This is a genomic window from Wolbachia endosymbiont of Trichogramma kaykai, assembly GCF_045765165.1.
GTDB lineage: Bacteria > Pseudomonadota > Alphaproteobacteria > Rickettsiales > Anaplasmataceae > Wolbachia.
In genome coordinates, this window is sequence record NZ_JBJJXK010000003.1 from 325,938 (window position 1) to 348,669 (window position 22,732).

Annotated in this window: 20 protein-coding genes and 1 tRNA gene; 18 read left to right on the top strand and 3 right to left on the bottom strand. The window is 34.4% G+C overall.

What is annotated here, in order from left to right; translation table 11 throughout:
• Nucleotides 1-96 precede the first annotated feature (96 nt).
• From wTKK_RS03735 to rnc, 15 genes are all read left to right on the top strand, one after another.
• Nucleotides 97-1,326, top strand: a complete 1,230-nt coding sequence (locus wTKK_RS03735; RefSeq protein ID WP_407512141.1) for a lipoprotein-releasing ABC transporter permease subunit — start codon at nucleotides 97-99, stop codon at nucleotides 1,324-1,326.
• Complete coding sequence (locus wTKK_RS03740; RefSeq protein ID WP_407512143.1) at nucleotides 1,319-2,050, top strand: hypothetical protein; 732 nt, start codon at nucleotides 1,319-1,321, stop codon at nucleotides 2,048-2,050. The genes wTKK_RS03735 and wTKK_RS03740 overlap by 8 nt, the downstream gene beginning before the upstream one ends.
• A complete protein-coding gene (locus wTKK_RS03745) occupies nucleotides 2,047-3,267 on the top strand; it encodes a tetratricopeptide repeat protein (RefSeq protein ID WP_407512146.1) in 1,221 nt (406 codons plus the stop codon). Before wTKK_RS03740 ends, wTKK_RS03745 begins: the two co-directional genes overlap by 4 nt.
• Before the next feature lie 168 nt (nucleotides 3,268-3,435).
• A complete protein-coding gene (gene atpG, locus wTKK_RS03750) occupies nucleotides 3,436-4,308 on the top strand; it encodes an ATP synthase F1 subunit gamma (RefSeq protein WP_407512147.1) in 873 nt (290 codons plus the stop codon).
• 18 nt (nucleotides 4,309-4,326) lie between these two features.
• The gene (locus tag wTKK_RS03755) at nucleotides 4,327-5,661 is read left to right on the top strand and encodes a TldD/PmbA family protein (RefSeq protein WP_407512148.1); all 1,335 of its coding nucleotides are present in this window, start codon (nucleotides 4,327-4,329) and stop codon (nucleotides 5,659-5,661) included.
• Between the two features lie 173 nt (nucleotides 5,662-5,834).
• Nucleotides 5,835-6,086 (top strand): cold-shock protein, encoded by a 252-nt coding sequence (locus tag wTKK_RS03760; protein WP_407512149.1) that lies wholly within the window; start codon nucleotides 5,835-5,837, stop codon nucleotides 6,084-6,086.
• A gap of 34 nt (nucleotides 6,087-6,120) precedes the next feature.
• The gene (locus tag wTKK_RS03765; protein WP_407512150.1) at nucleotides 6,121-7,347 is read left to right on the top strand and encodes a DEAD/DEAH box helicase; all 1,227 of its coding nucleotides are present in this window, start codon (nucleotides 6,121-6,123) and stop codon (nucleotides 7,345-7,347) included.
• A 297-nt stretch (nucleotides 7,348-7,644) separates the two neighbouring features.
• Nucleotides 7,645-9,924, top strand: a complete 2,280-nt coding sequence (locus wTKK_RS03770; RefSeq protein ID WP_407512152.1) for an AAA family ATPase — start codon at nucleotides 7,645-7,647, stop codon at nucleotides 9,922-9,924.
• An 8-nt stretch (nucleotides 9,925-9,932) separates the two neighbouring features.
• On the top strand, nucleotides 9,933-10,178 hold the full coding sequence (locus wTKK_RS03775) for a hypothetical protein (RefSeq protein ID WP_407512153.1): 246 nt from the start codon (nucleotides 9,933-9,935) through the stop codon (nucleotides 10,176-10,178).
• A 146-nt stretch (nucleotides 10,179-10,324) separates the two neighbouring features.
• Complete coding sequence (locus wTKK_RS03780) at nucleotides 10,325-10,819, top strand: hypothetical protein (RefSeq protein ID WP_407512156.1); 495 nt, start codon at nucleotides 10,325-10,327, stop codon at nucleotides 10,817-10,819.
• Between the two features lie 48 nt (nucleotides 10,820-10,867).
• A complete protein-coding gene (locus wTKK_RS03785) occupies nucleotides 10,868-10,990 on the top strand; it encodes a hypothetical protein (RefSeq protein WP_407512157.1) in 123 nt (40 codons plus the stop codon).
• 58 nt (nucleotides 10,991-11,048) lie between these two features.
• The gene (locus wTKK_RS03790; protein ID WP_407512159.1) at nucleotides 11,049-11,939 is read left to right on the top strand and encodes a class I fructose-bisphosphate aldolase; all 891 of its coding nucleotides are present in this window, start codon (nucleotides 11,049-11,051) and stop codon (nucleotides 11,937-11,939) included.
• 5 nt (nucleotides 11,940-11,944) lie between these two features.
• Nucleotides 11,945-12,016: transfer RNA gene (locus tag wTKK_RS03795), tRNA-Cys, on the top strand.
• A gap of 214 nt (nucleotides 12,017-12,230) precedes the next feature.
• Entirely contained in the window at nucleotides 12,231-13,298 is a 1,068-nt protein-coding gene (locus wTKK_RS03800) for a quinone-dependent dihydroorotate dehydrogenase (protein WP_407512161.1), read from the top strand.
• Between the two features lie 100 nt (nucleotides 13,299-13,398).
• Nucleotides 13,399-14,091, top strand: coding sequence for a ribonuclease III (rnc, locus tag wTKK_RS03805; protein ID WP_407512242.1), 693 nt, complete (start codon nucleotides 13,399-13,401; stop codon nucleotides 14,089-14,091).
• Nucleotides 14,092-14,143: 52 nt separating this feature from the next.
• Here the strand turns inward: rnc and wTKK_RS03810 are convergent, their stop codons facing one another.
• The 3 genes from wTKK_RS03810 to wTKK_RS03820 are packed head-to-tail and all read right to left on the bottom strand — an operon-like array spanning nucleotide 14,144 to nucleotide 16,157.
• Nucleotides 14,144-14,743 (bottom strand): SCO family protein, encoded by a 600-nt coding sequence (locus wTKK_RS03810; RefSeq protein WP_407512162.1) that lies wholly within the window; start codon nucleotides 14,741-14,743, stop codon nucleotides 14,144-14,146.
• 35 nt (nucleotides 14,744-14,778) lie between these two features.
• Entirely contained in the window at nucleotides 14,779-15,483 is a 705-nt protein-coding gene (dnaQ, locus tag wTKK_RS03815) for a DNA polymerase III subunit epsilon (RefSeq protein WP_407512163.1), read from the bottom strand.
• Between the two features lie 14 nt (nucleotides 15,484-15,497).
• The gene (locus tag wTKK_RS03820) at nucleotides 15,498-16,157 is read right to left on the bottom strand and encodes a Tim44/TimA family putative adaptor protein (RefSeq protein WP_407512164.1); all 660 of its coding nucleotides are present in this window, start codon (nucleotides 16,155-16,157) and stop codon (nucleotides 15,498-15,500) included.
• A 163-nt stretch (nucleotides 16,158-16,320) separates the two neighbouring features.
• On the opposite strand from wTKK_RS03820, the gene secB reads away from it, so the two are divergent.
• The 3 genes from secB to putA all read left to right on the top strand — a co-directional run bounded on the left by secB (nucleotide 16,321) and on the right by putA (nucleotide 22,700).
• A complete protein-coding gene (gene secB, locus wTKK_RS03825; protein ID WP_407512165.1) occupies nucleotides 16,321-16,824 on the top strand; it encodes a protein-export chaperone SecB in 504 nt (167 codons plus the stop codon).
• A 6-nt stretch (nucleotides 16,825-16,830) separates the two neighbouring features.
• A complete protein-coding gene (gene acnA, locus wTKK_RS03830; RefSeq protein WP_407512166.1) occupies nucleotides 16,831-19,434 on the top strand; it encodes an aconitate hydratase AcnA in 2,604 nt (867 codons plus the stop codon).
• 125 nt (nucleotides 19,435-19,559) lie between these two features.
• Nucleotides 19,560-22,700, top strand: a complete 3,141-nt coding sequence (gene putA, locus wTKK_RS03835) for a bifunctional proline dehydrogenase/L-glutamate gamma-semialdehyde dehydrogenase PutA (protein WP_407512167.1) — start codon at nucleotides 19,560-19,562, stop codon at nucleotides 22,698-22,700.
• Nucleotides 22,701-22,732 lie beyond the last annotated feature (32 nt).

Sequence of the window (22,732 nt, forward strand, 5' to 3'; positions counted from 1 at the left end):
CTATAAGCTTGCTAAATTTAGACAGCCTAATTTGAGGTAAAGGAAAAATTACAGTTATATGAAGCATAAAAAGTATGATATTTAAATCTTAGTATAATGTCTATTGCCTTTGAATTTACTATGGCTATTCGCTATTTGCGAGCAAAGAACTCTAGATTTTGCTCTATAATGGCCTTGTTTTCTATTATTGGTATTGCTCTTGGAGTTGCAACGCTAATAGTAGTAATGTCTGTAATGAATGGGTTCAGAGCAAAGCTGCTCGACTCTGTACTTGGCATTAATGGCCATATTAATGTTTACTTTGATAGAAGCATAAATTCAGATTACCGCGTAGTGTTAAAATCTATTGAGAAAATCCCAGGTGTATTAAAAGCTACTTCTATGACCAATGATCAAGTGATCGTTGCAGCAAATGGTGGAATTGTCGGTAGCGTAGTCCGTGGTGTGTCAATTAAAGACTTACTTAATAATACTACCGTTAAGAATAATGTAATTATGGGTAACGTGGAAAAATTCGATGAAGGTATCATAATAGGGGCAAGATTAGCAGAAGCTTTGAGTGTTGATTATGGTGATAACATTATGCTTATATTACCTGAAGGATTTGACGCATTGTCTGGTGAAATACCAAAAATGAAAGAATATAAAGTTGTAGCAATATTTGATATGGGTATGTTTGAGTATGATAATACTTTGGTGTATATGCCCATAAAGTCAGCTCAAGCTTTTTTCAATTATAAAGGTAATGTGAGAAGTATAGAAGTGTTTGTAGATGATATTGCTATGGCTAATAAGCTAGCAAACGCTATAGCAAAAGAAACAGGAATGAGAGCTGAAAGTTGGCAATCTCAGCAAAGCCATTATGTTAATGCTTTAAAGACTGAAAGAAATGTGATGTTTTTAATTCTTACTTTAATTATAGTTGTAGCAGCATTCAATATTGTTTCAAGTTTGATGATGATAGTGCAAGAAAAGAAATCTGCAATTGCAATTATGCGTACATTTGGTGCAACAAGCGGAAGCATTATGCGCATATTTTGTGCTTGTGGATTGCTCATTGGTTTTACAGGAACTTGTCTTGGCTCTATTATAGGGGTTGTTTTTTCTCTCAATATTGAAAGTATTAGAGTGTTTTTAGAAAACATTACCAACACCAAGCTATTTGATCCTATGATATACTTTTTTTCAAGTTTGCCAATGATATTAGTTTGTCAAGATGTAGTGAACATTTCTGCACTTGCATTGTTCTTGTCATTTTTAGCAACAATTCCTCCTGCATTGCAGGCAGCTGCACAAGACCCAGCGGAGATATTACGTTATGAATGATACTCGAAAAAAATGCATAGGTTGGTTCTTAATTGTATTGTTATTTGCCAGCTATATTACAATAAATAACATAATATTTTTTAAAATAAATCAGCAAGAAAGTGAAGAAAGTATAAGTGTTTTAACGGAAAAGATAGATGAACTTAGAATGTTGCTTGAAATTAATCAATCTAGGGTAGAAAAAAGGATATTTGACTTAAAGAGAAATCTTCACACTCAATGTGAGCAGGGTGATGGTAGTTTAAGGCATAAGAACCTCGCAAAGTTGCTGCTACTTGTGATTAAGATGAAGAATTCGTTATTGCGAGGAGCCAAGTTTGATAATCATATAAATTCAATAAAGCCTTTGATATCAGAGCTTGACGATCCAGAAATAGAAAATGCAGTAAATGAATTGGAAAATTTGAAAGAGGTAGATACTTTACGCGGGTTGAAATTGTCTTTTGCGAAGAACATGACTGCTATTAACTACAATAAAAGTAACTTGTTTAAAAAAATCATTTCAAATTGGATAAAGATAGATGATAGTAGTGATCCACTCAGGTTAAAGCTTGCGGAAATTGAAGAATTAATAAGCGATAATGATTGGCAGAGCATAGCCACCGCAATAAGTGACTTAACATACCCAGAATTCAAACCATGGCTTAATAAATTGAATGATTTTATTGTAGCTTTCAAGAATACTTCAATAATATATCGTCACTTATTACAATACATCTCATGATTTATTTTATAATTTTTGCTTTTTCGTTTTTATTTGGCATGTGGATCAAGGTAAGTGGTGAAGTAATAAAATTGGAATTAGGCAATTACACTATAAGTATTGATCTATATTTCGTTATTCTTGCTTGCGTAGTCTTATTATTTTTATTGATTACAGTTGCACGTTTTTGTTCTTCTATTTCATCAACATTTGCTAACATAAAAAATAGAAGAAGAAGTAGGGAAGAATTGCTTCTCTTTGAAGCTTTCTTTAGCTTAGACTTAGGTAATACAGAGAACACCAATAAGCTAATTAAAAATCTAAATGAAGAAAGTGATAAATTATCTTTAGTAAAGCTCTTTAATTTAGGTAAAACGGGAAATTACAGCTTTTTCAGCCATAATTTAACGAGTATTGCAAGTAAAAATCGCAACTTAGCTCTACTTCTGATCAATAAACTGATTATTCACCTAAAGCAAGAAAGGTTAGTCTTTCAAAAATTTATAGAATATTGCTCTAGTTCAATTAATGATAAAATTTTGTCTATTCCCTTTCAAATAGAGCATTGTATATTGCAAGAAGATTGGATAAATGCAATTTCAAAGTTAAAGGAAGCTATCAAATTCAATATTTTTCTTCCCTTTGATCGTAAAAAGATGTTAGCGGTTTTTTATTGCGCTTTAGCAAAGCAATACGAAAGTAAAGGAAGTTTTTACAAAGCTATAGATTATTTAGCTAAAGCACAAAGTTATTATGCAACTTTTCAGCCCATCAATTATTTAAAGGCAGAATTATATATCAAGCTTGAAAAAATCAGAAAAGCTTCCACAGTATTAGAGGAAGAGTATAGAGTAAATCCTACTCCTCAATCAGCTAGAATGTATATCAAGTTAAATAATAAAGGCGCTGAAAGACTATATAACTTACGCCCTGATTATTATTTTAGTTATTGCTTGCTTGCTTTGTCTTCAATTAGCTTAGGGAAATATGATCTTGCAAGTCATCATTTAGATATTGCTATGAAAAAAGCTAATTACATATCAATCTACCTTGTGATGGTACAGCTCAAGATTATGCTACAAGAGTATGATCAAGCAATTTACTGGCTAAATAAGATGGACTCAGAAGCTGTCCCTGATCCAAATTGGAAATGTGTTGATTGTAATAAAGAGCTAAAGCAATGGGATTATAAGTGCTCAAGTTGCAATAGTCTTAATTGTATTTACCTTATATCATAAGACTCCATAAGGTGTGATACTTTTACATCGAGATTGCTTTAATGTAATCTTTATCTCAAAACAGTAAATCTGTGAGTTTCTTAGTTGGGTTTGACTCCAATGTCAAAAAAACTTGTTTTTAGACATTACCAGTTATATATTTTGATAAATTAGAATTATATATATAAAATGAAGAGCTTAAAGGAATTATCCTTAAGAATTAAAAATATTAAGTCTGTGCAGAAAATCACGAAAATAATGAAAATGGTTTCTGCAGCAAAATTATTACAAAGCCAAAAGAAATTATCAAATTCAAAATTGCATATATCTAAGCTGCATAGCATTATTTCTTCACTAGCGCTATCAGCGGATCAAGAGTTACTAGCAAGAATTCTAAATATCAATAATGAAGATTCTTTCCTAGTATTTATTATTGCATCTGATCGTGGTTTATGTGGCAGTTTCAACTCCTCTGTTGTTAAATTCAGTCAGGAGCATATAAACAAATTAATTGCAAATGATAAGAAAGTAGACATTGTTTTTTTTGGCAAGAAAGCTTTTGAGACAGGCAAAGATAGATTTAATTCTAAAAATATCTTGAAGTTTGAAAATAGTAAGGGAATCACACTAAAGCGTGTGGAAGCCTTGGTTAGTGATATAGGTCTAAGTAAATACAATAAAGTTAAGGTTTTTTACAGTAAATTCTATAATACCTTCATGCAAAAGCCAATATTAGAAACAATAAAACCATGGAGTAAAGACTCATTATTAATTGATAATTCTGTAGTTAGTCCTCTAACAGATTATAGTTATGAGTATGAACCACAAAATGTTGAGTTTATTTTAAAATCTTTGACTCAAGATTATGTTACAGCTGCTCTTTATTCTGCTTTACTTGAAAGTGCAGCAAGTGAAAATAGTGCTAGGATGGTTGCTATGGAATCAGCAAACAGAAATACAAAAGAAATGCTAAATAAACTAGCATTACTTTATAATCGTTCTCGTCAAGCAGCAATTACAACTGATTTGATTGAAGTGATAGGTGGTGCAGAATCTTTATAGAAACTCAAGGAATGAAAAATGAATATATTAAATATTGCAGCAGATATCACTAAACTAATAAAAAAGCAGAATCAAGACGCAGAAGTTACAATATATGAAACTAATAAGACCTCGGTTTCTCAGCGTCTATCAAAAATTGAACAAATATCACAATCTAAAAACTGTACTGTCGGAATTAGAGCTATAGCAGGTAAGAACAAAGCTGCGTATATTTCCACAAATGATTTGAATAATCTTAGTAGTGCAGTGAGCCAAGTGGTGGAAATGGCAAAGAATGCCCAGGAAGATCCTTATATTAGTTTTGCTATAGATGGCAGTAATTATATCTCTTCTGCAGATTTAAATATCTCAGATAATAATGTTGTAACAATTAATAAATTAAAAGAAATGACTGAAGCTACAGAAAATTCAGCTCTTGCACATAAAAATATTATTAATTCCGAAGGAGCTTCATCTTCACATACTTCAGTAAATACAGTATTATCAACCGTTTCTGGTTTTGTTGGTTCATTTAGTAAGTCAACTTTTGTTAATCAGGTTTCTGTTGTTGCTGGAGAAAAGAGTGAAATGAAAATAGGCTACGATTACGATGTAGCATGCAACTTCAGTGATTTAAAAACACCGGAGTCAATAGGGAAAGAAGCAGCAAAAAGAGCAGTAGATCAATTGGATTCATGTACAATCAGGACGGGCAAATTTCCGGTTGTTTTTGAAAAAAGAGCAGCAAAAGAGCTAGTAAAGAGCTTTGCTTCTGCCATAAATGGTAGCAATATTGTAAATAATAGCTCTTTTTTGAGAAATAGTTTAAATACTCAAATTTTTAATTCTGAGATTGACATTATTGATGACCCATTGTTACCAAGGGGTATAACATCAAGACCGTTTGACGGGGAAGGAATAATGAGCAGAAGAAATGAATTTGTAAAAAATGGAGTACTGCAAAACTTGATTTTAGATCTATATTCGGCTAGGAAATTAAACTTGGAAACGACCGCAAATGCAACTCGTGCAAGTAATGCTGCAATTATTCCTTCAGCTAGTAATTTCTATTTCAAAAATGGTAATAGATCGTTTAAGGAATTAATTGAAGAAGTAAAAGAAGGAATATATGTAACTGATTTATTTGGTTTTGGTGTTAATTTAATCAATGGCGATTATAGTCAAGGTGCATGCGGATTTTTTATAGAAAATGGTAAAATAACGTATCCAATACACGAGATTACTGTTGCCGACAATTTGAAAAATATGTTTAGCAATTTAGTTGTTGCAAATGACCTAACTTTCTGTGGGCAGTTTAATTCACCAACGATTAAAGTTAGCGAAATGACAGTGGCAGGTTCACTTGGTGATTAAAATTTTAGTTGCATTAAGTACAATAATTGTGTACTACTACTATGTAATGTTAAGAATAGACTATGGAGTATAGAAGTTTAGTTGCAGTAACTAAGCTTAAAGCATTCTAAATCGTAATTTCAAAGTTTTTCATCACATTAATAATATTAGTTGGTAGTTTAGGAGTTATCCATATGGAATTTGGTAATATAAAATGGTTTAATGTTGAAAAAGGCTATGGTTTCATCAAGCCAGAAGGTAAAGGTGAGGACGTTTTTGTGCATGTTAGTACATTAGAACGTTCAGGAATAAGACCTGATACACTTCGAGGAGAGGATAAAAAGAAAGGAATAAAAGGGGAAAGAGTAAGTTATGAGCTTAAAGAGGAGCGTGGTAGAAACGGGGAAGATAAAAAGTCTGCAATAAATTTAAGATTAGAAGATTAGTCTATCGTGAAGCTTTTTAATAGGGTAATGTATTGTGAGTAATTTTCATGAAATGGGGCTTCCAACTTTGCTTAGGCAAGCTCTAAGTAAAAATAATCTTTGTGTTCCAACCCCGATTCAAATGCAAGCGATTCCTCTAGCTCTCCAGGGCAAAGATATCCTTGGATCTGCTCAAACGGGAACTGGAAAGACTTTGGCATTTGCTATTCCACTGGTTGCTAAATTACTGAATGAGCCAAGCATTGGTTCAGCTTTAGTCATCGTGCCAACCAGAGAGCTTGCTCATCAGGTAACAAATGAGATAAGAAAACTCTTATCTCAAAATTCTGTACTAAGAGTCGCTTTGTTGATTGGAGGTGAGCCTATTTTTAGGCAGCTAAATCAGCTTCAGAAAAAACCACAAATCATAATAGGTACTCCTGGTCGTATTATGGATCATATTGAGCGTAAAGCTTTGATTACTCGCAATGTCAGCACTCTTGTGCTTGATGAAACGGATCGTATGTTTGATATGGGCTTTGGAATTCAAATTGAAGGGATCATGAAACATCTGCCAAAAATACGTCAGACTCTTATGTTTTCTGCAACTCTTCCTAGTGATATAGTTAAACTTACTGAGAAGTACCTTAATCAGCCAGAGCGTGTTTCTGTTGATTGTCAGGCTACAACTGCTGCAAAAATTAAGCAAGAAATTGTTTATGCGTCAGAATCAGAAAAATATGGAAAACTTGTTACACAATTATGTCAGCGCAAAGGATCGATCATTATTTTTGTCAAAACAAAGCGAGGAGCGGATCAGCTAGCTGACAAATTGCACAAAGATGACTATAGCGCTTTGGCAATTCATGGTGATTTAAGGCAGCACAAGCGTGAAAGAGTCATTAATTCTTTTCGTCGTGGCCGCAATCGAATCATGGTTGCAACAGATGTTGCTTCTCGCGGCCTTGATATTCCGCACATTCAACATGTTATCAATTATGATGTACCACAATCGCAAGCTGATTATGTTCATCGTATAGGTAGAACTGCACGTGCGGGAGCTGAAGGATTTGCATTATCTTTTATTACACCTCAAGATCAGAGAAGACTGCCTGCACTAGCAGATAAAGAAGGAGAGCCAAATTTTGATTGTAGTATGCAACCTCAAAAACGTAACGGCAAAAAGATCTTTAAAAGGCCAAGTGCGTTAAAGGCTAAATACGGTAGAAAAAAGATCAATGTATTTAAGAAGAAAAGTAGAGTGCTAGAAAAAGCGTATTAATGTACTTAACTATTCTTCTATTCTTTAAAAGCTCCAGTAAGCTTACTGCAAAGTGAAGTGATTGGAGGATGGTAGAAAGAATATATACCTAGCCCAAATTGGATTTAGCTACAATTTGATAATCTTAATTCCCCTGCTTATAATGTTTTGAGATTGTCACAACGGTATAATGTTAGGCTGTGTGGACTATAACCTGTAGCTTCATTCAATTTGGCTACAACGAGCTGCTAGATTTTAGTTTTTTTAATAATTGTGTGCTACTGATCATATATAAATTTACACTTTTAAAGAGAATAGATGATTTCTAAAAATTTAGAGGCAAGTTTAAATAGAGCGTTACAGATTGCTTCTGATTGTAAGCTTAAATACGCAAAAGTGGAACATTTGTTGCTAGCATTAACCAAAGATGTGGATGTAAATTATGTTTTATCAAGATGCAACATCAGAGCTGGTGAAATCATAAACATAGATAATATCATATTAAGGAATGATCATGGTAATAATACAAAAGATTTTTTACAAGACAACTCCGAATTAACTGTCAATAAAGTTGAGCCTGATGTGCTATTTCAACGCATAATACATAAAGCCGTGATACGAGCTCATCGTCTGGGAAGAAAAGAAATAAATGGGGCAAGTATTCTATTAGAGATTCTGTCTGAGCAAGATTTATACATTGAAGAGCTATTACGCAAACAGAATGCAAAGGATTCTAATTTAATTTATAACATATCCAATATAAAATATTCAGGTGATACAGAAGAATATGTAACTAATCGCAAGATAAAACTTGATAAGAATAACGATATCTCTACTGTAGCAAATAAAGGTGAATTGTTAAGAGATGAAGAAATTCTACAAAATTATTGTAGAAATTTAAATGACTATGCAAGAAGCAAAAAAATAGATTATGTCATTGGTCGTGATTATGAATTAAATCGCACTATAGAAATCTTGCTAAGACGCACAAAAAATAACCCTTTATATGTCGGAGAACCAGGTGTTGGTAAAACAACAATAGTTGAAGGCTTGGTATTGAAAATTATTGAAGGTAGTGTTCCGAGTGCACTGAGATCCAGCATAATTTATGCTTTGGATTTAGGATCACTTCTTGCAGGAACACGCTATAGAGGTGACTTCGAAGAGAGAATAAAATCTATAATAAAAGTAATTGAGGCAAAACCTGGCGCTATTCTTTTCATTGATGAAATACACACTATTATTGGAGCAGGTTCAACAAGTGGCAGCTTTCTTGATGCTGGCAATCTGCTCAAACCTGCACTTGCAAGAGGTGCGTTGCGCTGTATAGGTGCAACTACATATAGAGAATATAGCAATAGCTTTGAAAGGGATAAAGCATTAGCAAGGAGGTTTCAAAAAATTAATGTAAAAGAGTCTTCTATTAATGATACAGTAAAGATACTAGATGGTATAAAGCATTACTATGAAAGGCATCATGGAGTATATTACACGAAACATGCCATTAAATCTGCAGCTGAACTTTCACACAAGTATATTACTGGGAGAATATTACCTGATAAAGCAGTTGATGTTATAGATGAAGCAGGGGCATATTGTAAGTCACAAAAAAGCAGGCGAAAAATTATAAACAGTAGAGACATTAAGAGTACTATCGCTAGGATTACAAAAGTACCTTGCGGGTTTGATGATATGCAAAGAGTAAAATCTTTGAAAGAAAATCTCAATAGGGCCATTTTTGGTCAAGAGCAAGCGATAGAGTTTCTCGTTAATTCTATTAAAATTGCTAAATCTGGTCTGAGAGGTTACGATAAACCCTTGGCAAAGTATCTTTTTGCAGGGCCAACTGGTGTAGGTAAGACTGAGCTTGCGAAACAACTAGCACAAAATATGGGTATGAACCTTATCAGGTTTGATATGTCTGAGTATATGGAACCTCACACAATATCTAGAATGATTGGTTCCCCTCCTGGATATGTGGGTTACGAACAAGGTGGATTGCTTACAGAATCTGTATCTAATAATCAATATAGCGTGGTACTTCTTGATGAAATTGAGAAAGCTCATAGTGATATTTACAATATATTACTACAAATCATGGATTATGGTTGTGTTACAGACACTTACGGACGTAAGGTTAATTTTTCCAATACGATTTTAATTATGACAACCAATGCAGGGGCATTTGAACGCAACAAAAGTTCTATTGGCTTTGGGTATAAAAACTTTAACATCAGTGACAGTGAAAAAGCAATGGAACGGGTTTTTAGCCCTGAATTTCGTAACCGTCTTGATGCAGTCATTTCCTTTTCTGATTTGGGTGCGGATGTCATTTTGAACATTGTGGATAAATTTATTCAGGAATTAAAAAAACAACTTGTGCAAAAGGGTATAAGCTGCTCAGTGGAAGAAGAAGTAAAGTCTTATCTTGCTCAAACAGGTTATAGCAAAGAGATGGGGGCACGCCCGATAGAGAGGCTGATTGAAAAAGAGATAAAAAGTCATTTGGCTGAAGAAATACTGAATCGTCGATTAATTAAAGGAAAAAAATTAAGGATTTATATTGGTAAACACGGAATTGCTTTTGATATAGTTTAAATTCTTGCTTGAGTGTTAAATTTGTAGTAGAATCGCTGTTTTTTAATGAGGCTGTAGTGGCAAGTTTAACCAGAGATCAACATTACAGTAATCAAGATTTACAGAACTTATTTTCAAGGCTGGGAATAAAAGCAGAAGAAGTAATAAGCCAGGAGTTTGATGATGTACTTAAGTTAGTTGAGCGGCACTTTAGAAGAGCTTCATTAAAATGTCACCCTGATAAAGTAGTAGCAGGAGAGAAAGAGAAAAAATAGCTGAAGAAAAGTTTAAAAAACTTAGTGCAGACAAAGATAAGCTAGAGAAATATCTTAACGACTTAAAAGCAGGAAGAACTCCCGGTATATCTATAACATTACAGCGAGAAGTGCAGGAAAAACGAAGGAGAATCAATGAGATTCTATTGCGTAGAGAGAAAGCTGTAAATAGAGCACGTTTATTTTTTATATTAGTAAATTTGGTACTTGGTCCGTCGCCTCAAGTCAAATATTGCTTATCACAACTTGCTAACAGTGGCAAAGTGCAAAATATTTCTTATAAATTTTATGCATTCAGCATCGGAGTTTGGCCATGGCTATTTATTATATCCTTATATAGTATAATCTATGCAGCGAGTAAACAAAGAGGCTCACAAGAAGAAAATCTAGATAGGTTAAATAGAAGATACAATCTACTTATTGCTGCTGATAATTGTGTGCTGTGTATAGCAGCAGCGTTTACTATGTGCAGTTTAGTATCGGAAATTGCACAAAATGGCTGGCCTGTTCAATATGGAATGGTGCTTATTGCTAATTTAGTATTAGATTTATTACTTATTGCTTTACTTAGAACTTTTATAAAAGCTTTTGAACTACATGGTGAATACTGTAACCAGTGTTTATATGAAGAAGATGCTTAATTTAGTTATAAAGAAAAATTTGCATGGTATGACTACAAATTAGTACTTATGCCGCTCGTTCTTCCTATTGTTAAAATGTATTTTGAAGATTTAGTTCAAGAAAAACCACAACATCATAATACTGATCCTAAAGTTACACCTTTAAATATAGGGGTAGGAACAAGAGCATAAAAAGGTCTTTGCTTCAACTATAGTTTTTGCTACACTTTGAGTAAATTTGAAGATATTAATGAGTGAAGAAGTAAAACAAATCCTAAGTTACTACGAAAGTGAAAACCCTGGAGTAAAAGCGAATCTTACTCGCATTCTTATGCATGGGAAACTTGGTGGAACTGGCAAGTTAGTAATTCTCCCTGTAGACCAGGGATTTGAGCATGGACCAATAAAAAGTTTTGAAGTTAACCCTGATGCTTACGATCCACATTATCATTTTCAGCTTGCAGTTGATTCAGGAGTAAGTGCATACGCTGCTCCGCTTGGTATGATCGAAGCTGGTGCTTCAACTTATGCTGGAATGCTACCACTTATTTTGAAGCTTAATAGCGCTAACTCTTTGCACTCAAAAAGCTTAACTTCAGATCAAGCAATAACTTCCTCTGTAAAAGATGCTCTACGTTTGGGATGTGTGGCTGTTGGGTTTACTATATATCCTGGTTCTGCTAAGTGTTTTGATATGATGGAAGAAGCTCGCAAAATTATAGCTGAGGCTAAATCTTGTGGCCTTGCTGTAGTGCTATGGTCTTATCCACGTGGTGAAGGGATTTCCAAAGAAGGTGAAACAGCAGTTGATATCATTGCTTATGCTGCGCATATAGCGGCTTTGCTCGGTGCCAACATAATAAAAGTAAAACTTCCAACCAACCATATGGAAAGAGAAAAAATAGAAAATATTGAATCATTGTTCAAAAGAATTGAATATATTAAAAAGTCTTGCTTTGCAGGAAAAAGAATAGTAGTTTTCTCTGGTGGTGAGTCAAAGTCAGTGGGTGATATAAGTAGTGAGGTAAAAGAAATTAAGCAAGGCGGTGGTAATGGCTCAATAATTGGGCGTAATACTTTTCAACGCAAAAGAGAAGAAGCTTTATCTATGCTAAAAGATATAATTAATATCTACGCGTAAAAAATGGCTGGGTGGCAGAATGGCTTATGCGGAGGACTGCAAATCCTTTTATACCGGTTCAATTCCGGTCCCGGCCTCTTACTCGAATTAGATCATTGATTTTATTTAAATCAAAATAAGATTCCTACACTAATAAAATCTCAAATTAACAAATTTGGCTATCTAGAATTACTAGATAAAAATACTAATCAAGTTGTTGTTTCCCTTCAGAAAAATTAGTTTTTTCTCTGCATAGAAACTATATACTTACTATTTAGATAAACCTCAGTCTTTCTAAGTTATTCTTGTTGCATGGTAAAAAATAAACTAAAAATGAGCAAAGTGTTTTACAAAATGATATTGCGTAATTTACTATTTTTGCTATCACCTGAAATTGCTCACTTCTTGGTAATAATGGCGTTAAAAAAAATGCCCTTTAAGAAACCTATAGAGCTACCAGAGTCTTTAAATGTAAACTTTTTTGGTAATAAACTTAGAAGTCCTGTGGGTCTTGCCGCAGGCTTTGATAAGAATGCAGAAGTTCTAATGCCCATGCTCTCATTTGGTTTTGGATTTATTGAGGCTGGTACTGTAACTAAATATCCCCAATATGGAAACAAAAAACCGAGAATTTTTCGGTTAATTAAAGATGAAGGAATAATTAATAGATTGGGATTCAATAATAAAGGGGTGGACTATTTTCTTAAGCAGATAAGTGAAACTAAGCTTGATAATTGCATTTTTGGCATCAATATAGGAAAGAACAGTACATCAAAGGACCAAATCAGCGATTATGTTGACTTAATAAAGATAGTATATGGAAAGAGTAATTATATAGTACTGAACATCTCATCCCCAAATACACCTAACTTGCGTGATTTACACAACAAACAAGAATTATCTAAGTTGTTGAAGTCTATTACTCTAACCAAAAAATCAATTGATAGCTCTGAATCGATACCGATAATATTAAAAATTTCTCCAGATATAGATCAGCAAACAAAAGAAAATATCGCTGAGCTTGCACTAGAATATAAAATTGACGGCTTAATAGTGAGCAACACTACGATAAGTCGAGATTCTTACTATAATGAGAGTGGTGGGTTGAGCGGCAGGCCATTATTTCAACTTTCAACCGAGTTATTGAGTGACATGTACAAGCTTACTAAAAGCAGAATTCTATTGATAGGATGCGGAGGAATTTCAAGTGGTGTTGATGCATATGAAAAAATAAAGGCAGGAGCCTCTTTAGTACAACTGTATACTGCTCTTGTATACCAGGGGCATCAAGTTGTGAACAAAATCAACCTGGAACTTGCGGAATTGGTCAGAAGAGATGGATTTAGTAATGTTGCTGAAGCAGTAGGTTGTATACATTAGACTGTACATTTTAGAAGTTATGGATATTGTCTTAGTGAAATAGAGCTAACTTTTTAGTGTAGAGGTATGATAGAGAGTGTTTTTCTATTGAATGATTAATATGAGAGCTTTGAACGATACAATATCTAAAGTTATTAATTATAAATTTACAGATTATGCAATATTAGAAGAGGCATTAACCCACCCAAGCGTAAATAAGAGAAATAGCGAAGACCAGGTTGTAAGCTACGAAAGGCTAGAGTTTTTGGGCGATAGTGTTTTGAATATGGTTGTGTCTGTTATGCTGTTTAAAATGTTTCCTGAAGAAAAAGAAGGAGCATTGGCAAAAAGAAAAACGGATTTAGTTTGTGGCAGTACCATTGCTAATGTTGCTAAAGAAATAGAGTTAGGTAACTTTATTATCATGAATAATAGTGAACGTTGTAACGGAGGAAAATGTAACTTAAAAAATTTAGAAAATTCGCTTGAAGCACTAATAGGTGCAATTTATATTGACGGCGGACTTGAGAGTGTTGAGAAATTTATTATCCGACATTGGGAAAAGCTAGCTAAGGACATCCTCGATCCTCCTCAAGATCCTAAAACTTCACTGCAAGAATGGACTCAGAGAAATAAATTACCTTTACCGAAGTATGAGCTTGTAAAACAAATTGGACCAGCACACAATCCTGAATTTACTATATCAGCTTGCATAGAGAGTTATGGCAAAGTTTCTGCATGCGCTCCTAGTAAGAAAATTGCTGAACAAAAAGCTGCTGAGTTGATCCTAGAAAAAATTAAAAAAACGACTTAGTTTAATCAAAATACCTGTTAGCATAAATTTAAAGTAAGCTAAGCTCTTTAGTTCAGCTTACATATTTTTTTATCTCAGCCAGAATCTTATCAGATTGACTTTCATCTGAATTTAAATCAGCTACAAAGTGTGTTACATATTTTCCTTCAGGGCTAATAAGGTATATCACTGAAGAATGGTTAATTTCCTCTTCTCCATCTACTTTACTTGCATATACTTTATACTTTGCAACTACTTCATCTATTTTTTTTCTTTCACCAGTTAGCATTTGTATTCTATGGTCAAATTGCTGCTGAAATTCTTTAAGCCTTTCTGTGTTATCGCGCTCAGGATCAACTGTGATAAAAAATGTTTGTAGCTTATTGTCAGTTTTCTTATCTAACTTTGCAAGTGCTTCTGAAATTATGCCGAGATTCATAGGGCAAATTCTTTTGCATGAGGAAAATCCGAAAAAAATCATCATATACTTATTTTTAAAATCACTACTGCGTACTGTTTGTCCGTCTTGATTGATCAAAGAAAAATCCCCACCTACCTTAATTTCTGTATTTTGTGAAACAAATATGCCTTGCTTGGTAAAATAACAATAACCTAAGAAGATAGCTGCTACTGTTATTAGCAAACTAGACAATAACCTTATAAACTTTATCATTAAAGCGTTTCCAATAAAGTTAAATCATATATTGATTAGTTGATTGATTCAATATGTTCCTTCCAAAGTGGGTTGTTAATTTTATCTAACAATTTCTTATGCTCATCAATTTCTTTAATACTTGGTGAATGTTCTCTGTGGGCTAAATTACGCACTTTATGCTGAATAAACGTAGAGTTATTGTCCTGAGCACATTCATTATTAAATAAAAAGGTTTGCAATCCTCCTGTAAGCTCAACATAGACCTTTGCAAGCAATTGAGCATCAACTAATGCTCCGTGTAACTCTCTACCTTCTAGCGATATATCAAAACGCTTGCATAATGCATTTAAAGAAGCAGGTGATCCTACAAACTTTTTTCTTGCAAGTGGTAATGTATCTAGCACTCTATCTGAGGAAATTAACCTGGCATTCAATTTGTTTAACTCCATATTAAGGAACTTAATATCAAACTCAGCATTATGAATTACCAAGATGTCACTAGATATGAAGTCAAGAAATTCAAGTGCAACATCTGAAAATAGTGGCTTATCTTCCAAAAACTCCTCACTAATACCATGAATCTTAAATGAGTGGTAAGGTATATCTCTCTTTGGATTAAGATATCGATGAAATGTTTTACCTGTTGGAATACGGTTAATTAGTTCTACACATCCTATCTCAATAATTCGATGGCCAGACTCAGTGTCAAGACCTGTAGTTTCAGTATCAAGTACTATTTCTCGTATCCTACTTTCCATTGGTGTAACTAATCTTACTTGTCATTTGCTGTTAAGTTTTTATCGGTACTTGCCTTCTTGTAGTTAATGGAAACAAGCAACCAGGTTGGATCTGATGAATTAATATTTTTTTTGAATTGCCATACATCCTCAACTTTGTTAATAGTAGACGTACTACCTGATATGATTTCTCCTTCACCATTCTTAACGAAGTTAATTTGCTCTGAAAGGAAGTATACTGCAATAAATACTACGTTTTTTACTAGCTTTATTTCTAAGATCTTTTGTGAAACGATAGAAACAATTATGGACTCATGTGTCTCTTTACGATGTTTAATCTTATCCACAAAACTGTTATATAAGTCCTTGTCCAGAAGGGATTTTAATTGAGGTAAATTTCCTTGGTTAAAATATTTTATTATTAGTTCAAAAGCTATGCTTGAACCTTCTATAAAATTGGAAATAGAGAACTCTCTGTTTTTTTGTAATATTTGTTCATAAGTAGCTTCTATTGAACTTTTGTTATTGCCATAAGTATAATCTTCGACATTTTCTACCACATCCTCTTTACTTGGACTTACATCTAATACACCTGTTAGCTTTTTTAGATTGAGACTGGATGATCTTCCTAAAGAATTATATAAGCGTGAAAAAATAAAAGCCGCTAGTAAAGCATATATTACAAGCTCTATCATGGTAACTTACTCCTTGACATATAAAGTATCTAAATATTATTAATTATTGATAAAAATATGTTTTTCATATTAGCCTATAGTTAGGTTTACTATTCATTTGTAAATGGATATATTATATAGGAAAGTATTAAACATCTCAACTTAATTAAAGGAGACGTAAGAAATGTCACAACACAAAATGAAAATTCATGTTCAGTATGTCAAAGATTTTTCGTTTGAGAATCCAAATTCGCCATTCCTTCCTTCTAGTAGAACTCCTGATATTAATGTAATGGTTAATATTAATTCAGCAAAATTAGAAGGAACAGAAAATAAAAAAGGAATAAGTGAAGAAAAGCCTTTTCATGAAATTACTTTGCATATAGAAGCCAAAGCAACGGTAAAAGATGAAGATGTAAAAGATGATATAGCTTTCATTTGCGAGGTAAAGTATTGCGGTATTTTCTCAATAGAAAACTTTACAGAGCTAAGTGAAGAAGAGGTGAGACAAGCTCTATTTATTGGTGGACCTACTTTTCTTTTCCCTTTTGCAAGAGAAATAATTGCAAGGACTACAAGTAGTGGTGGGTTTCCTCCACTTATGCTAGATCCTATAGATTTTGAAACTATGTATCAGCAGCAAAGTCAACAACAAAAAAGTAGCGCTAGTAATTCCAATTTTAACTAATATAGGATGAACAATTCTTTAAATGCAAGGACGACTTTAAATATTGATGGAAGGTTATATAACTACTTTAACCTAAGTAAAGCTGGTGAATTCTTAGGAGTAAATTTAACCAAATTGCCTTGTTCACTCAAGGTATTGCTTGAAAATTTATTGCGCAACGAAGATGGAGTAAGCGTTAAATTAGATGACATAAAGATATTAGCAAATTGCGTCAAGAAACACATTAATCACGAAATTAGCTACAAGCCAGCAAGGGTTTTGATGCAGGATTTCACAGGGGTTCCTGCTGTCGTTGACTTAGCTTCAATGCGTAATTATGTGAAGAAAAACGGAGGTAAACCAAGCAAAATAAATCCATCTGTAACTGTTGATCTTGTGATCGATCACTCTGTTCAAGTAGATAGTTACGGAAACACTTCTGCATTTGGTAAAAACGTTGCACTGGAAGTAAAAAGAAATCTGGAGAGATATCAATTCTTAAAATGGGGAGAGTCGTCCTTCACAAATTTTAGAGTAGTGCCACCAGGTACTGGAATTTGCCACCAAGTGAATCTTGAATATTTAGCACAAGTTGTATGTGACGATAGCGGAGTTCTATATCCAGATACCTTGGTCGGTACAGATAGTCACACTACTATGGTAAATGGTTTATCGGTTCTTGGTTGGGGTGTTGGTGGAATAGAAGCTGAGTCTGTGATGCTTGGTCAACCAATTAGTATGGTAATTCCAGAAGTAGTAGGATTTAAATTAATAGGAAGACTTTTAGATGGAGTAACAGCAACTGATCTAGTGCTAACGATTACTAATATCCTGAGAACAAAAGGCGTTGTTGGCAGATTTGTGGAATTTTATGGTGGTGGCTTAGATTGTTTATCTTTGGCAGATAGAGCAACCATAGCTAATATGGCTCCAGAGTATGGTGCAACTTGTGGATTCTTTCCAATTGATCAGAAGACACTAGATTATTTAAACTTAACCGGAAGGCCAAAAGAGTTGGTTAAATTGGTTGAAGTCTATGCGAAGGAACAAGGGCTGTGGCGTAGTAATGACGAATTGGCGTTCTTTGACACACTGGAGCTTGATTTATCGAGCATAGAGCCAGTAATGGCCGGTCCAAAAAGACCGCAAGATAAGGTTTTTCTTTCGCAAGTGGAAGAATCTTTTTCTAAATCATTTCCAGTTAATAAGTCAGAGGAAAGTGATAAACTCCAAGATGGAAGTGTAGTTATTGCAGCAATAACAAGCTGCACTAATACTTCAAACCCAAGTGTAATGATTGCTGCTGGACTTGTAGCGAGTAATGCAGTCAACCTTGGATTAAAATCAAAGCCTTGGGTTAAAACTTCTCTTGCTCCAGGGTCACAAGTTGTAACAGAATATTTAGAAAAGTCAGGGTTACAGGAAGATCTCAATGCTTTGGGTTTTAATTTGGTTGGGTATGGCTGTACAACTTGTATTGGAAACTCCGGTCCGCTTAATGAAGATATAGAAAGTGATATTAATGATAAAAACTTGACTGTTGCATCAGTTTTATCCGGTAATCGTAACTTTGAAGGAAGAATCCATCCTTTAGTCAAAGCGAATTACTTGGCATCTCCGCCACTTGTTGTTGTGTATGCACTTGCAGGTACTGTAAAAATTGACCTGACAAAAGATCCTATATGCAAAGATAAGAATGGAAGTGATGTTTATCTCAAAGATATATGGCCAACAAATAGTGAAGTTGAGAGCTGTGTTAAAAGTGTTGTGACGCGTGAAATGTTCATACAAAAGTATAAGGATGTTTTTTCTGGTGATGAGCATTGGCAAAAGATAAAGTGTGAGAAAAGTGAAATCTATGATTGGGACGCGAAAAGCACTTATATACAAAACCCTCCCTATTTTGATAATTTATCGATTAAGAACAATAAAAGCAACATAGTTGATATAAAGAATGCGCAAATACTAGCGATATTTGGCGATAGCGTCACTACCGACCACATTTCCCCTGCTGGAAATATTGCCTCAAATAGTCCTGCAGGCATATATTTAAAAGGTCTTGGAGTTGAACCGCAAGATTTCAATTCATATGGATCTCGCCGCGGTAACCACAATGTAATGATGCGTGGAACCTTTGCTAATATCAGAATAAGAAATAAGATGGTGAGTGCTGAGGGTGGCTATACAAAACATATTCCTTCTCAAGAAACTATGTCAAATTTTGATGCAGCAATGCAATATAAAAAAGAAGCTGTTCCATTAGTTGTTATTGCAGGAAAAGAATATGGTACGGGTTCAAGTAGGGATTGGGCAGCAAAGGGTACTGCATTGCTGGGAATTAAAGCTCTGATTGCAGAAAGTTTTGAACGCATACATAGGTCCAACTTGGTCGGTATGGGTGTTCTTCCACTTGCATTTCAGGATGGAGTAACGAGAAAGATATTTGATGGTAGTGAGATGGTGAGCATAAAAGGTGAAGTAGTACCAAGTGGAAATCTAGAATGTATCATTAAAAGAAAGGATGATTCAGAGCAATCCATTCAACTCAAGTGCTGTGTACAAACTGCAACTGAGGTTAAGTACTTGATGAGTGGTGGGGTGTTGAGCTATATACTTGCGCAGTCCTTTTGAGCTATCACAGTTATCAACTAGGTTTTGAATTGATTCTGGCTCTTTGTTTAAATAATAATTTATTCGATGTAAAGTTATGATATAATCTCATCTTATGTATGGTAAAGGGTGTTTTATAGATAATTATGATCAGTTCTATACAAGAGCCTAACGCATTACGAAAACGATTGCAGGCATTTTATCGTGCTGATGAAAAAAGTCACGTACGCTATCTTGTAGAAAAATCAGAACTTTCGGCTGATTCAAAAAACATAATTTACAATATTGCAAAACAAATTGTCGAAAAGATTAGAGGTAGTAAATTAGGCGTTATAGATTCTTTTATACAACAGTACTCACTTTCTAATGAAGAAGGAGTAGCACTAATGTGTCTTGCTGAATCATTGCTTAGAATACCAGACGATTACACAATAGATGAATTGATCAAAGATAAAATTGCCAACCAAGAATGGAATAAACACCTGGGGCGTTCCTCTTCATTGTTTGTTAATGCTTCTACATGGAGTTTAATTATAGGAAGCAGTATATTGAGAAATAATGAAGAGGATTCAAAATTCTATCACATAATTTCCAGGTTATTGAAAAATTTAGGAGAGCCAATAATCCGCAAAGCGGTGAAACAAGCAATATCCATTCTTGGCAAGCATTTTATTGTTGGAGAAACTATAGAAAAAGCATTGGAAAGTGTGAAGTCAGATGACTACGGTAAGTATTTATGCTCTTTTGATATACTTGGTCAATCTGCTTGCACAGTTGAGGATGCGGAAGAGTATTTTAATTTATACATGCATGCAATAAAAGCCATAGGTGAATCTGCTGACATAAATGATTGCTTTAAATCTCAAGGGGTTTCAATCAAATTGTCTTCACTGCACTCACGTTATGAATTTAGCCAATTTGGTAATATAGCTGAGGAGCTGAGAGCTAAGTTGCTGGAACTGTGTCATGAAGCGAAGAAATATAACATTTCACTTTGTATAGATGCAGAAGAATCAGAAAGACTTGAGATGTCATTAGTTTTATTTGAGCAATTGCGTCTTGATGATTCACTTTCTAAGTGGGAGGGGCTTGGCTTGGCTGTGCAAGCGTATCAAAAACGTGCTTTATCTGTTCTTGATTTTGTTGAAGATGTTGCTATTCGATCAAAGCATAAAATTATGGTGAGGCTTGTAAAAGGATCATATTGGGACTCAGAAATCAAGCGCACACAAGAATTAGGGTTAATTGGTTATCCGGTGTTTACTAGAAAAAGCTACACAGATGTATGCTATCTTGCCTGTGCGCAGAAACTTTTGAGCAAAGAGAATCACTTTTATCCATGTTTTGGAACTCATAATGCTTATACTTTTGCTACTATAATAGAGCTTGCCGATAAAAATCATCCTGGGTTTGAGTTTCAGTGCTTACATGGAATGGGTAAAAGTTTGTATGATTATGCAATTTCAGAACTTGCAACAAGCATCAATTGTCGTATATATGCACCAGTTGGTAAACATAGTGATTTATTGCCATACCTTATTAAGCGCCTTCTTGAAAATGGAGCTAATAGCTCGTTTGTCAATCAAGTAAATGATTCTGACGTGAAAATTGAAGAATTAGTCTCAGATCCATTAGAAAAAGTAAAAAGCTTAGAGTATGAGCCTCATCCAAGCATTCCGTTGCCACGAGATATTTTTGGAGAGGAAAGAAAAAACTCCTTGGGAATGGATATTAGCGATTCAATTGCGGTTTCACAATTTGCAAATGATGTAAGGGAATTTAGTGAAAAGAAATGGCAAGTTGGCCCAATAATTGATGGAGAGTCGTTTCTTGACAGTGCGAAATTTACCGAAGTAGTGAATCCTGCACATTTGGAAAATGTAATTGGAGAAGTGTCAAGTGCAACAAGTGCTCAGGCTTTAAATGCTCTTGAAATAGCACATAGTGCTTTTACTAAGTGGCAGAATGTTTCAGCAGAAGAGCGCGCTAAATGCCTTGAAAAAGCTGCAGATTTGCTTGAGGAAAGGATGAAAGAGTTAATTTATATTCTGATTGTAGAAGCAGGAAAAATTTTATCCGATGCAATAGCAGAAGTAAGAGAGGCAATCGACTTTTTGCGCTATTATGCAATGATAGCAAAAAATGAACTGAATGACTGGAAAAAATTGCCAGGTCCAACAGGTGAAGATAACTTCATCTTTTTTGAAGGTAGAGGAGTTTTCTTATGCATATCACCGTGGAATTTTCCACTCGCTATCTTCATTGGACAGGTTTCAGCTGCACTTGCAGCAGGTAATGCAGTGCTGGCAAAACCGGCAGAGCAAACGCCGATTATTGCCTATGAAGCCGTTAAGATACTACACGAAGCTGGAATACCAAAAAATGTGCTACACCTTATTCCAGGGGATGGTTGGTATTTGGGTAAAACATTAGTACCAGATAATAGAATTTCCGGTGTAGCTTTTACTGGTTCAACACAAACTGCTCAAATGATTAATCGAATGCTTGCTAGTAGAAATGGTCCTATTGTGCCACTTATCGCTGAGACTGATGGATTAAATGCTATGATTGTTGATAGTTCTGCTCTTTTAGAGCAGGTAACTAAGGATGTTTTAATTTCTGCATTTCGCAGTGGCGGTCAACGTCGTTCCGCTCTCAGAGTGCTATTTATTCAAGAAGATATAGCAGAAAAACAGATAAAAATGATATGCAATGCAGCTCAAGAACTAAAGATAGGTGACCCAATACAACTGAGCACAGATATTGGTCCAATAATTGACAAAGCATCTATTGATATGCTCACTAAACATACGGAAAAAATATCAAGGGATGAAGATTCAAACCTTTTGTCGAAGGTACCCATGGATACAAATTCTTATAATGGTTATTTTTTTCCTCCGTATATTTATGAGATACAAAAAATTTCGCAATTAAAGCAAGAAGTGTTTGGGCCTATTTTACATATCATACGTTTTAATAAGTTGCAGTTAAATGAAGTTATAAGTGATATAAACAATACAGGATATGGACTTACGTTTTCTTTGCAAAGCCGTGTGCAAAGTCAGATCGATTTAATAAGCAAGAAAATATCAGTTGGAAATGTATACATCAATCGCAATCAAATAGGTGCAGCAGTCGGAACACAACCATTTGGCGGTAGAGGACTGTCAGGTACCGGACCAAAAGCTGGTGGTCCTAATTATCTGCAACGTTTTTCTATAGAAAAGGTTGTAAGTGTCAACACTACAGCATGTGGAGGTAACATTACACTTGCGTGTTTGGATTGATTTGCAATTTCTAAATTGGAAGTCCGTGCAGT